The organism is Natronincola ferrireducens (assembly GCF_900100845.1).
Classification (GTDB): domain Bacteria; phylum Bacillota; class Clostridia; order Peptostreptococcales; family Natronincolaceae; genus Natronincola_B; species Natronincola_B ferrireducens.
The window spans coordinates 407585-420821 of sequence record NZ_FNFP01000002.1 but is presented as its reverse complement, the minus strand read 5'-3'; the positions used below and the strand labels follow the sequence as shown (position 1 = coordinate 420821).

14 protein-coding genes are annotated in these 13237 nt (G+C 32.0%); 7 read left to right on the top strand and 7 right to left on the bottom strand.

Going from position 1 to position 13237, the window contains the following annotated elements:
- The first annotated feature begins 50 nt into the window (after window positions 1-50).
- Complete coding sequence (locus tag BLS22_RS07565) at window positions 51-1127, top strand: hypothetical protein (RefSeq protein ID WP_090553010.1); 1077 nt, start codon at window positions 51-53, stop codon at window positions 1125-1127.
- A 30-nt stretch (window positions 1128-1157) separates the two neighbouring features.
- Here the strand turns inward: BLS22_RS07565 and BLS22_RS07560 are convergent, their stop codons facing one another.
- Window positions 1158-1616: a hypothetical protein gene (locus BLS22_RS07560; protein ID WP_090553006.1), complete on the bottom strand. Its 459-nt coding sequence runs from the start codon at window positions 1614-1616 to the stop codon at window positions 1158-1160.
- Window positions 1613-2644: a hypothetical protein gene (locus tag BLS22_RS07555; protein WP_090553004.1), complete on the bottom strand. Its 1032-nt coding sequence runs from the start codon at window positions 2642-2644 to the stop codon at window positions 1613-1615. Before BLS22_RS07555 ends, BLS22_RS07560 begins: the two co-directional genes overlap by 4 nt.
- A 276-nt stretch (window positions 2645-2920) precedes the next feature.
- On the opposite strand from BLS22_RS07555, the gene BLS22_RS07550 reads away from it, so the two are divergent.
- The 4 genes from BLS22_RS07550 to BLS22_RS07535 all read left to right on the top strand — a co-directional run bounded on the left by BLS22_RS07550 (window position 2921) and on the right by BLS22_RS07535 (window position 6786).
- Complete coding sequence (locus BLS22_RS07550; RefSeq protein WP_244269494.1) at window positions 2921-3904, top strand: hypothetical protein; 984 nt, start codon at window positions 2921-2923, stop codon at window positions 3902-3904.
- Between the two features lie 114 nt (window positions 3905-4018).
- Entirely contained in the window at window positions 4019-5050 is a 1032-nt protein-coding gene (gene ltaE, locus BLS22_RS07545) for a low-specificity L-threonine aldolase (protein WP_090553288.1), read from the top strand.
- A gap of 12 nt (window positions 5051-5062) precedes the next feature.
- On the top strand, window positions 5063-6388 hold the full coding sequence (locus BLS22_RS07540; protein WP_090553002.1) for a replication-associated recombination protein A: 1326 nt from the start codon (window positions 5063-5065) through the stop codon (window positions 6386-6388).
- Between the two features lie 107 nt (window positions 6389-6495).
- Window positions 6496-6786, top strand: a complete 291-nt coding sequence (locus tag BLS22_RS07535) for a putative Se/S carrier protein (protein WP_090553000.1) — start codon at window positions 6496-6498, stop codon at window positions 6784-6786.
- On the opposite strand, the gene BLS22_RS07530 is transcribed toward BLS22_RS07535, so the two are convergent.
- The 5 genes from BLS22_RS07530 to BLS22_RS07510 all read right to left on the bottom strand — a co-directional run bounded on the left by BLS22_RS07530 (window position 6779) and on the right by BLS22_RS07510 (window position 10371).
- The gene (locus BLS22_RS07530; RefSeq protein WP_143011266.1) at window positions 6779-8248 is read right to left on the bottom strand and encodes a hypothetical protein; all 1470 of its coding nucleotides are present in this window, start codon (window positions 8246-8248) and stop codon (window positions 6779-6781) included. The genes BLS22_RS07535 and BLS22_RS07530 overlap by 8 nt on opposite strands.
- Window positions 8249-8517: 269 nt before the next feature.
- Complete coding sequence (locus tag BLS22_RS07525; protein WP_090552992.1) at window positions 8518-9204, bottom strand: hypothetical protein; 687 nt, start codon at window positions 9202-9204, stop codon at window positions 8518-8520.
- Between the two features lie 149 nt (window positions 9205-9353).
- Window positions 9354-9695, bottom strand: coding sequence for a hypothetical protein (locus BLS22_RS07520; RefSeq protein WP_090552990.1), 342 nt, complete (start codon window positions 9693-9695; stop codon window positions 9354-9356).
- Between the two features lie 62 nt (window positions 9696-9757).
- Window positions 9758-10054 carry a hypothetical protein gene (locus BLS22_RS07515; protein WP_090552987.1) on the bottom strand — a complete coding sequence of 99 codons (297 nt, stop codon included), beginning with the start codon at window positions 10052-10054 and terminating at the stop codon, window positions 9758-9760.
- Window positions 10055-10098: 44 nt separating this feature from the next.
- Window positions 10099-10371: a hypothetical protein gene (locus tag BLS22_RS07510; protein WP_090552984.1), complete on the bottom strand. Its 273-nt coding sequence runs from the start codon at window positions 10369-10371 to the stop codon at window positions 10099-10101.
- 237 nt (window positions 10372-10608) lie between these two features.
- Between BLS22_RS07510 and BLS22_RS07505 the strand changes: the two genes are divergently transcribed.
- Both BLS22_RS07505 and BLS22_RS07500 read left to right on the top strand, forming a co-directional pair.
- A complete protein-coding gene (locus BLS22_RS07505; RefSeq protein WP_090552981.1) occupies window positions 10609-11790 on the top strand; it encodes a hypothetical protein in 1182 nt (393 codons plus the stop codon).
- A gap of 69 nt (window positions 11791-11859) precedes the next feature.
- A complete protein-coding gene (locus tag BLS22_RS07500; RefSeq protein ID WP_090552978.1) occupies window positions 11860-13161 on the top strand; it encodes a YheC/YheD family endospore coat-associated protein in 1302 nt (433 codons plus the stop codon).
- Window positions 13162-13237: the final 76 nt, after the last annotated feature.

Sequence of the window (13237 nt, the reverse complement as noted above, 5' to 3'; positions counted from 1 at the left end):
AAAAAACAAAGTGAAAATATGCTAGTAGAGGGGAGGGAGATGATGAATAAGTGGATAAGACAATAGAAATTAAACTACCAGAAATTCTTTATGAAAAGTTAGAAAACCAGTGTAAGGATAGAAATATTACACTAGAACATTATATTATCGAATTATTAATGGAAAAAGAATATACAAAAACTCAAGTTCAGCAGTTAAAAAAAATCATTACCATTGATTTACAAAAACTAATTATGAAGATACAGAAGTCCCATATCTCTACTGATAAAGACATAAATAAAGTTTTAAAATGTATTCCTTATAAAAACCTTAATAATAATCTACCGGATAGTATAAAGACAATAATAAAAGATTTTCATAAAAAGAAACACTTTCAGGATGATTATTTTTATCTCATTATAGACCAAGAAAAGATTGTTGGTTATGTTGGTTTAGATTTTCACCATGAACCTATACCCTATGGGGAATACGGTTTTATCTATTGTTTAAATTTGAATAAAAACTACTATACATTAAAAAATTTTAAAATTATTTTTTCTTTTTTGCAATTGATTCTTAAAAAGAAAAAGATTTATAATATGGACATATCTTCAAATAGCTGTAGTATAAAGGGAGAAACTTTTAAAAAACTAGGATTTATTGAACTTACAAATGTTAACCAAGTGAAGGGCACAATACAAAAGAAAATTCAATATGACATTGTTTCATCCCACAAAGAAGAAGTTATAGATTTATTAGCTATTAAAGATTTAAAAAACGTATTATCCGTTAACCGTAGTTACCCTCTAGCCTATCTATATGATTATTGGCTAGAAAACAAAGGATCTATAGAATTAAAAAAATTTCAATACAATCATCAAACTCAAGTATACCTATTAGAAGAACATAAAAGATTGGAGGACAAAACATATTATTACACCACAGTACTCCTAGGACCCATTGACCTGTATGATAAGAAAGTACTAATGGAGGCATATCATATACTAATAAAGGAACTTGCCATCAATGCTCTATCCAATCCCATAATTATAGATATTCCTATAGAGATTGAAAGTGTTATTAATCAATATATAGAATATCATGACAGCAGAAGGATTTGCTGGTATAGAAAAATCATTTCATCATAAAACCCCTTTTACGAGGGGTTTTACTATAGACTATAAAATTGCTAAAATTAATAAAATGATATAAAGTATTTGGACCTGCTGCTGATAAGATGCTAATTCTTCCTTAAGGGTGATATTTTCCTTAGCCAATGTGTCGATTTCACTATTAAGACCATTGATTTTTATCTTTAGCCCATCAATATGATGTAGATCCTTTTCTAAATCTCTGTATTTCTTCATATCGTTTTCCAAAGAAACAATTGTCTTTTCAGACTCTATAACTAGACCTTCCTTATGGAGCAATTGTTCTTCTATATCTCCAATTTGTCCTTTGTATTCCTGGGTTACATCATGGATTTGTTGCTTGTATTCTTCTATCACTTCTAAAAGTTTATGATTTTCATCCTGTAAAATTTGATTTCGTTCTTCCAGTAACTTAATGTCCGATGAAGCAATAACTTTTTGTTCTTTGGGAATAAAGTTATTTCCCATTTGATGGTATTTCATCATGTTATTTCACCTCCAAAACCTATAAATTGGATTTTAGGATACAAAGTTCCGTACAAAGTATCAGACAACATACCCTTGACCTCTTCATCATAATTACTTTTATAATAATATTTTTTAAAATTTATACCTTGACTCTCTGGTCGTACCATGGGAGGAGACCAAGAATCCCCATGATCTGTTGAGTAACAAGCATATAACTTGTTCATTTGTGTCCATACACACCATAAAGCATTATTATAGATAAGTAGCAATGGAAAAGAGCAATTTAGTTTTTCAGATAAAGATGAAATCATAGGAGGTTCATTAATTTCTTCTAGAGGATACTTAATATATTCTACTGTTAGACCTTCCTCCAAATGAGTACTCCATGTTATATGGAGGTTTTTCTCAGCGTCTAATAAACCATACAAATACAGCTTATCGATAGGAGAATTAGTAATTTGCAGAGGTTCACTCCACTGGTTAGAAATATTATTATAAGAAACTACATACACCTGATTAAAGTTTTGATGTATAGACGCATATAAGACATAGATACTCTCACCATGAGTAAGAATTTTAAAAGGGTTAATTAGTTTTTTATAGGAACTATCCAATACATCTTCCTTTGTCCATTTTTCCTGATATTTTGTTAAATGAACCATATTACAAAGATTTTCATTGTTTTTCTCTACAAAATAATAGAATATATGTAATTTATCCTGTAACTGTTTTATAGAGGGATAATATACAACACCAGAACCCTTGCTATAATCAACGATTTTTTGATGATGCCACTTGTTTTTCTGAAACAGATGATAATAAAGAATACCCTCTGAAGAAAAACTTACAACATGAATTTCATCCTTTTCATCGATGTCTATAGAAAAACTGACCATAGCTTTTTTCAATAGCACATCTTTTTTTGCCCATTGATTCTCATTATTCGTTACAATATATTCAATTTGTTTGTTTTCATTTAAATAAAAATTATAAATCTTTCCCCTAGTATCTCTAATAACAAATTCAAAATCCTTTAATAAACCCATATAATCACATCCTATTCAACAATAAAATTTTATTCGTAATGAATTCTATTAAAATATATGCGAAGGTAAAATAAAAATTACATATAATAGCACCTAAAGACCTGTAAATTCATATTTTACAGTAGAGAGATGTAAAAATCTATATGATTTTCATCTGTACTGCTCTAAAGAAATTGTTGTTACAGTAGCACGTATAACTAATGATTATCATATTGTACAGTAAGGAGATAAGATAATTATCTTAATTATAATTAATAAAAAGGAGTTGAATAAATAATGAGTGACAGAGTTAATGAAAATGTAGAAGCAGCTCTAATAACTGATCAGTGTTGTATAGCTGACGTTGGTTGCGTATTTGATCCAAGAAAACTTGATGATGTAGTAGGAGAATGTATATTTATCGATAAAGTATATGATTCAGTGGTTTTCAATCTAACAGGCTTACAGCCTGCTTCTAAAGTACCACTTGGAGCCCTTCCAACATCAAGATGCGGCCCAAAATCAAGAATTACAAGAGTGCTGGATATTAGAGCTAGAAAGTTTTTTAACCCAAAGAATATTAATGATCCTAGAAACACACAAATTACACCTACAACACATCTATCTGGAGCACAATTTGTACTAGATGAAAGGGGTAAGCCAGTAGTTGTTCCTGGTCCTGCAGGTTTGTTACAGTATTTAATTTACACCGATACCACTGATTGTGACCAAGTAGGTTTAGGTACACCAATATTTGGTTCCCAAGAAATCAGAATTACAGGTAGCGTATTCTTAGAAGTGGATGTAGAGTATCTAGATGGTCAGGGAGTAACTAGAGTAGCTACTTTAAAGACAAGAGTTCCTATAAATCAAACTTTATCAACTTTCTTTGAATTATGTATGCCATCTGTCTTTGATTCAGCCTTCTTACCACAATTTACAGAGTTTTGTAACGTTGCATTTGTTGCTAGATTAGCTACACAAAATATACAAAGAGATATTATCTTTAATCCTGTAACTGGAGAACTGTTTGTGAATCTAATAATCGCCTTAGCGGTAACCTGCGACAAGAAAATAAAAGTTCCAGTACAGCTTTGCGTATTGAGTACAGGGTTCTGTGAGCCAGAGCCAACTCCAAGACCAATTGTAGAAGAATTCCCACCACTATTCCCACCACAAATCACCGAACAATTTATACCCCACCCACCAAAGCCCCCCTGCCGACCACCTAGAGGAAGCTATGAAACCTTTGAGGCAGAAGCTTTAGGTAATGATGAATAATAAAATATAAAAAAATCTGATGTCTTAGGGCATCAGATTTTTTTATTCCATTGGAAAAAGCTAGTGAATAACTTATAATAGTATCAAGGCAAAAATAAAGGAGTGAAAATGGATATGAAAAAACTTGATTTTAGAAGCGATACGGTGACATTACCTACAGAGGAAATGCTGGAAAAAATGGTGCAGGCTGAGCTAGGGGATGATGTCTATGGTGATGATGCAACTGTAAATAAATTGGAGGCAATAGCTGCAGAAATATTAGGAAAAGAAGCAGCACTATTTGTACCAACAGGAACAATGGGTAACTTATTGGCTGTTATGACCCACACAATCCCAGGACAGGAAATTATATTAGAGGAAAGCTCTCATATTTATCTATATGAGGTTGCAGGTATAGCCAGGGTAGGAGGGGTACAGGCAAGAACTATTAGAGGGACCAATGGTGTAATGAACCCCCATGTAGTGGAAGATGTCATTAGAAAAGAAGATATACATTTTCCTGAAACAGGTTTAATATGCTTAGAGAATACCCACAATATGTCTGGGGGTATGGCAATACCATTAGAAAATATGAAACAAATTTATAAAGTAGCGAAAGAAAACAATTTACCTGTCCATTTAGATGGGGCAAGATTATTTAATGCTGCCTCCTACCTTAAAGTAGAAGCTAGAGAAATTGTTCAATATGTGGATTCAGTAATGTTTTGCATTTCAAAAGGTCTCTGTGCCCCTATAGGCAGTCTACTGGTGGGGACCAAAGGCTTTATTCAAAGGGCTAGAAAATATAGAAAAATGCTTGGTGGAGGCATGAGACAGGCTGGGGTCATAGCTGCTGCTGGTATTCATGCTTTAGAGGAAATGACAGGAAGATTAGATGTTGATCATCAACATGCTAAACTACTAGCTCAAAAGCTAAGGGAGATACCTGGCATTTCCATTGACATTGATAAGGTACATACCAATATCATTAATGTTGACTTTACAGAAAGTGGCTTTACTACATCTCAGTTAATTCCTAGGTTTGAGGAAAGAGGGTTATTAACTAACCCTCGGAACCAATATGTTATAAGATTTGTCACTCATAAAGACGTTACCAAGCAGGATGTTCATGATGCCATTACTATAATTAAACAAATTATTGAGTAAGGATGATAGGAAATGGATATATTTCAGTTAATAAAGGAAAATACACTAGCTACTACAGCCCCTTTGGCTGATAGAATGAGGCCACGATCTATTAAGGAAATCTTAGGTCAAGGACATATATTGGGAGATAAAAAGTTTCTGTACAGGTGTATTCAATCCCAGAGAATACCATCTATAATTTTGTATGGTCCTCCCGGCACCGGTAAAACCACCATAGCTAAAGCAATTGCCAACGAAGTGGCTGCCCATTTTTTTCAGTTAAATGCTGTTACCTCTGGCGTTAAGGACATCCGCGGTGTTGTAGAGGAAGCCGATGAATTATTAAGTATTCAACAAAAAAGTTCCATCTTATTTATTGATGAAATACATCGTTTTTCTAAGAATCAACAGGATGCCCTTTTACCTCATGTGGAGAAGGGGCTACTGACTTTAATTGGTGCAACCACAGAAAATCCTTATTTTCAAGTAAATAAAGCCCTATTATCTAGAACTACTGTACTGAAATTAGAGCTATTGCATCAAGAAGATATTCTAGTTATTTTACAAAAATCCCTAAAGGACAAAGAAAGAGGATTGGGGAACTTTGCCATAGAGATTGCTGAAGATGCTCTTCGCCATATGGCTGAAACCGCAGGAGGAGATGCTAGAAGGGGATTAAACGCTTTAGAAATAGCAGTGTTAAGTACACCACTGGACAAAGATGGAAAAATAGTGATTGATTTAGAAGTAGCGGAAGAATCTATCCAAAAAAGGACCCTTCAGTATGATAAAGATGGAGATCAACACTATGATGTAATTTCTGCCTTCATAAAAAGTATTCGAGGAAGTGACCCTGATGCCGCTATTCATTATCTAGCAAAAATGATTTATGCGGGAGAAGACCCAGAGTTTATTGCAAGACGATTAATTATTGCCGCCTCAGAAGATATAGGTAATGCAGATCCCAGTGGATTACAAGTGGCTATAGCAGCCCATGAAGCTTTAAAAATTATTGGGATGCCGGAAGGACGGATTCCTCTAGCTCAAGCCACTGTTTATCTGGCTACAGCTCCCAAAAGTAATGCAGCCTATATTGCTATAGACAAAGCCCTAAAGGATGTGGAAAATATTCAGACAATGGTACCAAATCACTTGAAGGATACCCATTATAAGGGTGCTCAAGATTTTGGTCACGGCATCGACTATCTATATCCCCATAACTATGATAGAAATTATGTGAAACAACAATATATGCCCAGCCAATTAGAGGGTAAGTCTTATTATAAACCCACCGATAATGGTTATGAAGAAAAGATAAAATATTATATTCAAACTCTCCAAAACACCGATGGCAAATAGTCCATCGGTGTTTTAAAACCAAGTGTTCTTCCCGAATATCTAGGAACAACTAATATAGTAAAAACATATATTTAACTATACAAAAATTTACTATAGGGGGAACCACAATGGGAGCAAAATATGTTCAAAATATATACTATATTGCTGTATTTGATTCTAGAAATTATGCAGTACAATTATATCAGCACCTCAAAAGAATGAGATACAAGCAGTTCCAATTAGTATCTACACCTTGTGTGCTTAATGCAGGATGCAGTTATTCTATACGTTTTGATGAATTGGAAGATTATCACATTCTATCAAGAGAAGCAGAAAAACTGAAAAAAGATATTATCAGTATCTATGAAGCTAAACGAGTAGATAGAAATAGGGTTTTGAAACAATTAGATCTTAACTAAATAGATTTTTTATTCTGTTAAAAAATCCAGTATTATAGGTTATTTCCTTTATACCCTCATGCAAATGTAAAAGTTCTTCTCTATATAGTGTAATTTCTTCATCTAAGGAATCTAATTTTTCTCCAAAAACTTCAAAATCCTTCTCTAGTGTAGATTGAGTCTTTTCAATAGCAGAAAAATTTTTTTCTAATGAACCAAAACTATCCAGTAGAACATTAGAGCTATGACAGTCAATTACAGTGCTAGAGTCATCCTCAGCAGAGGATTTATTTTGTAATAATCCTTTAATTTCTTGTAATTTTTCTAGTTCCATCATCAATAGGGCAATATGTTTTTCTATATTATGTAATAACTGTTGCAAATCACTGTCGGCATTAGACTTATTTAGATGATTATCATTTATAATACTACTATCTTCAGATGGTGGCAATTCTCCACCATCTTTTTCTATAACCATAGAAGGGGTTGAAGAGAAATTTCCAACCTCTATAGCTGTAGGAGATACCTGCCTAAGATCACCAGTGTTTTTCTCCTTTAATTTATAGAGCTTTGTACCAAATAATAGGATATGATCTGTAATCTCTCCATATACATGTTGAAGGCAGTATATGGTTTTTTCTCCTTGAAAATTACTTAAATACCGAATCAGAAGAGGTTTTTTTGTCCTATACAGCTTACTCTTACTGACAGAGGTCCAACTATTGCCATAGTCCTGAGAAACTATTTCACTAATATGATAGTTCTGACGACTTAAAACCTTTAAAAAACTTCCCTGTTGAATAATAATAGGTGATATATGGTTAGCATTTTTATTGGAAAGGCTTTGGATATTTGACCATTTAGATTTTTGACTGAGTATGTTAGCTTTTTTGCGATATTTTAGAATAAAATTATTTTCTTCTATAGTACACCATACCAAATGCAAATTCTCTTTATTATCAATTAACATATAGGGATGGGAGTGATCCTCCTTTAAATCAGTAATTATTTCTCCTGGAATCCATTTTTTAGTTAAAAAATTAAATTTACTATAATAAAGCTGATGATTATTTTTATAAAAAACCTTATAAACAATATGGATATTATTTAATGGATCTATTTGTACTTGATAAGGACTGGGGTGCTTACCGGGCAAATAACTGGTAACAGTGGAACGCTGGAGATTTTTATCATCCCAATACATGTGTTCTATAGAGGAAACAATGGCATTAAGAAGATTTGTTTTGACGCAAAGAATATGAACATAATCTTTTTGAATAAATAAGGATAAGTATCTATAGATATTAGACTTTATATCTAACTTAGAAAGAAGCCTATGATTCCATCCATCATCTGAACCAATATAATATAGCAAATTGCCTACCTTTGTAAGACAGATTACATGGATTTCATTTATAGGGTTAATAGCTACAGAAAAGTCTATTATGATTTCATTTACTAGAGTTTTCTTTTTTATTAACATATTGTCCTCGTTAAAAAGGTGATAACAAAGCTCATTATCATTGTTCGAAAAGAAATAATAGGTTAAGTTTTCACCAGTCTTTATGACATAATATTGTGGAAATGCTAGGTGCATATGCTTCACTTCCTTTTTAGTTTTAAAATTATATCACAATCATTACTTATTTCATACTATGACATGTACAAAAAATTTATGCAACTTAACCTGTCCTATTTGAATTTTCCACCAATAGAAAAAGAGCCATCCTAGATGACTCTCTTTACAATTCATTAGAAGCACTGTTCTGGTGGAAGAGGAGGACAAACACCTGGTAATGTAACGCATGGTGCTGGCACACAGAAACCGTAGCTAGGAACTAATAGTTGTACCCTAAGAATAGATTTTATAACCAAACATACTTGAATTTCACAAGTAATGGCATATTCAGCTTCTCCCTCTTCTTCAAATTCATTTGCATTTGTTACTACACAGTGACAGGATAACAAAACACTCTCTGTACAGTCTAAATCGACACCTTCAGGAGCACACAATGTTACTGTTTTAGTAAAGGTAAAGATTCTTGTTAATTGATTACATTCACCCTTTGCTGCTTCAGGATTAGTGACGGTAACGGGAACACTTACTAAAAGTGTTATTGTAAAGAAACCATCTCCTACAGGAGTACGACTGATTTCTGTACATGTAATTTCTGCTCCTTCAGTTAAATTACATGAAACTGTGTCACCTGCTTCAAGTCCTGTTCCAAATTCTAATTCATCTGTAAATATTTCTCTGCTTCGATTATCCACTTGGAAACAACTGTCATATACCTTATCTACAACAATACATTCGATTCTATCAGGTGGTGGACATTCTGGGCGTCCTGTTCGTGGGTTAATAGGGCATTGGCCAGGTTGAACCGGAGCAGGTTTAGTAGGGATTCCAGCTTGAACTTGCTCATTATTAACTTCTGACATAGTATATCTTCCTCCTTTATTGTTTCTATTAATAAAGTTAAACGTATTTTAACTTCTAATATATTCTATTAAACACTATACCTATGTGTTACAAATTGATAAATATATTAATTTTTTGTTTAGTAAGCCATCCAGGCTTAGCATTTTTTTCAAAAACGATTAATATACCTATAACCTAGATTTGATATGTGGTAGACAATATGTTCTAAACTAGTTTCATGTTGATTATAGGTTACAGAAAGTTTTTTTTGTTGAAAACTCCCTATACCTTCTACACCTCTAATATCCTTCAAAGCTGTTGCTATATTTTGATAATCTTCTTGGGTATTAAGATTTGTAATAGTCATATGCATGGTAATTACAGCATTGGAAGCAGTATATATTTCATGTTTTTTTATTAAGTCTTTATACTTAGGTGGAACTGATGACATAGACGTTTTTTCCTTCTGTATTTCACCTATATTTTTGAACTTATCTTTATATTGACTCATACTAAACCCCCTAACAAATATAACTATATACAGGTCACCTACCTGCTATGTTTATTAGCACATCAGCCTCCCTTTCTTTTAGGTTCAGCTTGATAAAACCCTTTCTTTTTTATGTTTTGACTATAACCTAATCTACTAATTACATAGTCAATAGTATCTAAACTAAGGCTAGATGGAGAATAGCTGATTTTAAGAATATTATTATTGGTATAGGGCCCTATGGCTTGAATTCCATTGTACTTCCTCAATTCTGCAGCAATAATACTATAATCCTCCATTGTCGTCATATCTGGAACCAGCAATCGAATCGTTATACTTCTTTCATTTTCCAACTGTCGAATTTTATCATAAATAGACAATTAATATACCCCCTTAAATAATGTCACTGTTTATAGTTATTTCTTTAGTCATTTTCTCTTTTAAAAACCAAGTTCTTTAATTGAAGTTGATAATCCATATAAGTAGGACTAATAATACTTTCATAATAGGTTATCATTACTTTTTTATTATTAGGAACAACCTCTATCTTTAAGGTGTAAGGACCAATAGCCTCATAAATTTTTTGCTTGGTAGAATCCTCATCTATTTCTTCTATCACATATGTTACTTGTTTTGCGTTTCCAAGCTGAAATTTTTCATGTCTTGCATCAATATACATTCTTTGCTTTGGCTTCATATTTTCTTCACCTCTTTCTGTTAAATTATATATACTTTCAGTATATTAAATTAACAATTAAAAGTTACACACTTTGGAAGGCTTTTGTGCTTTAAAACCCTATAACTATTGGGAAAATCCTATGATAAAAAGTGTTGACAATAAGATAACTAAGTTCATCCTTATATAAAACAATTAACACAAATTTTTATTAACAGCATATTATATATAATAATATTTTTAAAAGGTGGGGAATTCATGGGTAGTATAGTATGGAACGAAAAGAAAATTTTAGAGTTTAATGATGCTGATAAAGATTTGATAATTGTTTCCTGTAACTCAGAGGGCATAAAATATAGTGTAGACAATGAAAACATAATTTTGTTCCCAGCTTTACTGAATAAAACATTAATATTAAAATCTCTAACCCAACAGGAAGAACTAAAAACATTGATGGAATCTGTAAAAGTTCCACTTATAGGAGAAGGGGCGGCAGTAATACTTGATAAAAATTTCACAAACAAGGCTGCTTGGGAATATCTTGATGTGCAAATTGTTATTGCTGTTTCTGTTGTAGAACAACAAACTGATTTAACAGTATATCTACCATTTAATCTTCAAAAAACAAGCATTTCTGTAACAAAACATCTTGTTAAACAATTAAACCTCTTAGAAAAAAAGGTTACTTATAGAATAGCTAATAGCTGGAACAAAATATGTGCCCCTAAACACTGGACCTATATATTCGGCAATGACATTCCAACACTGGTTTTAGAAATAGCACTACCTACTGGGTTTGAAAGCTTTTTAACTGGTTTTGGAGATGTTTTAGTGAAAAGTATTATGGAGGAACTTGGCTATAAACCATCTAATGAAGAGAAAAGCGATACATTAAGGTTTTTAGATAGCCTAAAAGAAAAAAAACTTTGTAAAGATATATTAACTAAGGAGCAGCAAGAGTTGGAGGAAATTGCTTGTAAATTAAAATCCTGTAAAGATGAATTAAATCAGTTAAAACAATCCTATAAAGAAGCAGAAGAGAAGCTAGAGAAAATAAACAATGCTACAGAAGAAAAAGCTGTTGAAGAGCAACAAAACTCAACAAAATCCAAGAACAAAAGTAAGAAATCTAAGGGGCAAGCAAACAAATCTAAAAAAATACATTTGTCTTTAACTACAAGAAAAGATTCTGAACAAGCATACTTATACCATGAGTTGCCTTTCATTGCTAAATATTCAAAAGCAGGACCTGTTCATCAGTTTCAAAGACCAAGACCCCATAGTTCAGACGTAGTATTACCTCCAAAACTGATACCTGAATATATAACTCAAAATAAAAAAGAAAATCGAGGGGATAAAGAAATATCTTCTAAAAAGAGAAAAATTAATAAAAACATTGGAGAAATAAATAACATTTATAATCTTATGTACCCAAAGTAAAGAATAGAGGGAGCATAGTTTTTATGGAATAAGTAAAGATTATAGGTTCAAATAATAAGGGGGGAATTTATGTATTCAATTGTAATAGATAACAAAATAGCTAAAAATACAATTTATATTAATGCCCAAAGCTTAAAAAAGAATAATATAAAATGTGACAAAATAATATTGCATTTTGGCTTATTAGAAAAAGAACTTATAATTAGCGTTAACAATCATATAGAGCCATTAACCATCATTATTCCCCAAAAGCTAACTGAGGAAATATATATTCCCAACTTGCCCTATGAATCTTACTTTCAAGAAAATCACTTGGTTTTGGGTCCAGTAATTGGTTACCTTATAGCCTCTAATTATAGAATGCAGGACAGTACTACTTTGTGCTTTGGAAACTACGATAAAATCAAAGGACTTATATTTATTTTTCAAGAGAAAGCAATTAATAAGAGGAGTAAAACGATTCAAGGTTATTATTACAATGAGAGAACCAAAACTTTTGTGAAAGGAGTCTTTCCTTATCCGAGAGCAGTTTATGTTCGAAAATATATAAAAAGGGGTACCTTTGAACATTTAAGAAAACATATGGGAGATAAAATATTTAATTATCCCTATAATATAGATAAGCTTAGTATGTGGCAGATGCTATCAAAGGATACTGAGCTAATAGATCATTTACCAAAAACCATAACGTATACAGACATAGAAAAATTATTTGAGACATTAAAATTATATAATGAAGTTTATTTAAAACCCTTCAATAAATCCAGGGGAAGGGGGATATTGTACTTAAAGAAGTTTAAAAATTGGTATATATTGAAGGATGAATTTAGTAGAAGACTTACTATAAAAACTAAAATAGATTTAGAGAAGATTTTGCAGAAGAAGTTGAATAAAAACACAATATATTTAATTCAAGAAGCAATCCCTTTTCAAGATGGTAACAACAAAGTAGATTTTAGAGTGTACATTCAAAAAGATCATACTAAAGAGTGGAAATATTCAGGAATGGAGACCAAAATTGCAAACAAAGGAAGTATAATCTCTAATTCAAGAAATAGAGAAAAGGTAATTCCAGGTGAAAGAGCATTGAAAGAAATATTCCACTTAGATGTTAATAAAGTGGATTTAATAATAAATGAAATAGCTCAGCTCTGTACTAAAGCCCTAGAGATCATAGAGAATAATAACTATCATATTGGTGATGCTGCTATAGATTTAATAATAGATAAAGACCTCAAGATTTGGTTGCTTGAAGTTCAGCTAAATTATGCTAGATTGAAAAAGGCAAAAAGAACAGAAGACGAGGCACTGATTCTGCCAGCAATACTTCCTACACCCTTTGAGTACGCTAAGGCTTTAACAGAATTTTGATTAAAATATTGGCTATGTTAAAGATAGATGTTGATATTGTATAAATAAAACCATGATAAGATAGTGAGGGATGATC

Excerpts from the sequence above, each read along its gene's own strand:
- BLS22_RS07535 (WP_090553000.1), top strand. The coding sequence starts at position 6,496 with ATGGGAGCAAAATATGTTCAAAATATATACTATATTGCTGTATTTGAT.
- BLS22_RS07505 (WP_090552981.1), top strand. The coding sequence starts at position 10,609 with ATGGGTAGTATAGTATGGAACGAAAAGAAAATTTTAGAGTTTAATGAT.
- BLS22_RS07555 (WP_090553004.1), bottom strand. The coding sequence starts at position 2,644 with ATGGGTTTATTAAAGGATTTTGAATTTGTTATTAGAGATACTAGGGGA.
- BLS22_RS07510 (WP_090552984.1), bottom strand. The coding sequence starts at position 10,371 with ATGAAGCCAAAGCAAAGAATGTATATTGATGCAAGACATGAAAAATTT.
- BLS22_RS07500 (WP_090552978.1), top strand. The coding sequence starts at position 11,860 with ATGTATTCAATTGTAATAGATAACAAAATAGCTAAAAATACAATTTAT.
- ltaE (WP_090553288.1), top strand. The coding sequence starts at position 4,019 with ATGAAAAAACTTGATTTTAGAAGCGATACGGTGACATTACCTACAGAG.
- BLS22_RS07530 (WP_143011266.1), bottom strand. The coding sequence starts at position 8,248 with ATGTTAATAAAAAAGAAAACTCTAGTAAATGAAATCATAATAGACTTT.
- BLS22_RS07560 (WP_090553006.1), bottom strand. The coding sequence starts at position 1,616 with ATGATGAAATACCATCAAATGGGAAATAACTTTATTCCCAAAGAACAA.
- BLS22_RS07540 (WP_090553002.1), top strand. The coding sequence starts at position 5,063 with ATGGATATATTTCAGTTAATAAAGGAAAATACACTAGCTACTACAGCC.
- BLS22_RS07525 (WP_090552992.1), bottom strand. The coding sequence starts at position 9,204 with ATGTCAGAAGTTAATAATGAGCAAGTTCAAGCTGGAATCCCTACTAAA.
- BLS22_RS07520 (WP_090552990.1), bottom strand. The coding sequence starts at position 9,695 with ATGAGTCAATATAAAGATAAGTTCAAAAATATAGGTGAAATACAGAAG.
- BLS22_RS07550 (WP_244269494.1), top strand. The coding sequence starts at position 2,921 with ATGAGTGACAGAGTTAATGAAAATGTAGAAGCAGCTCTAATAACTGAT.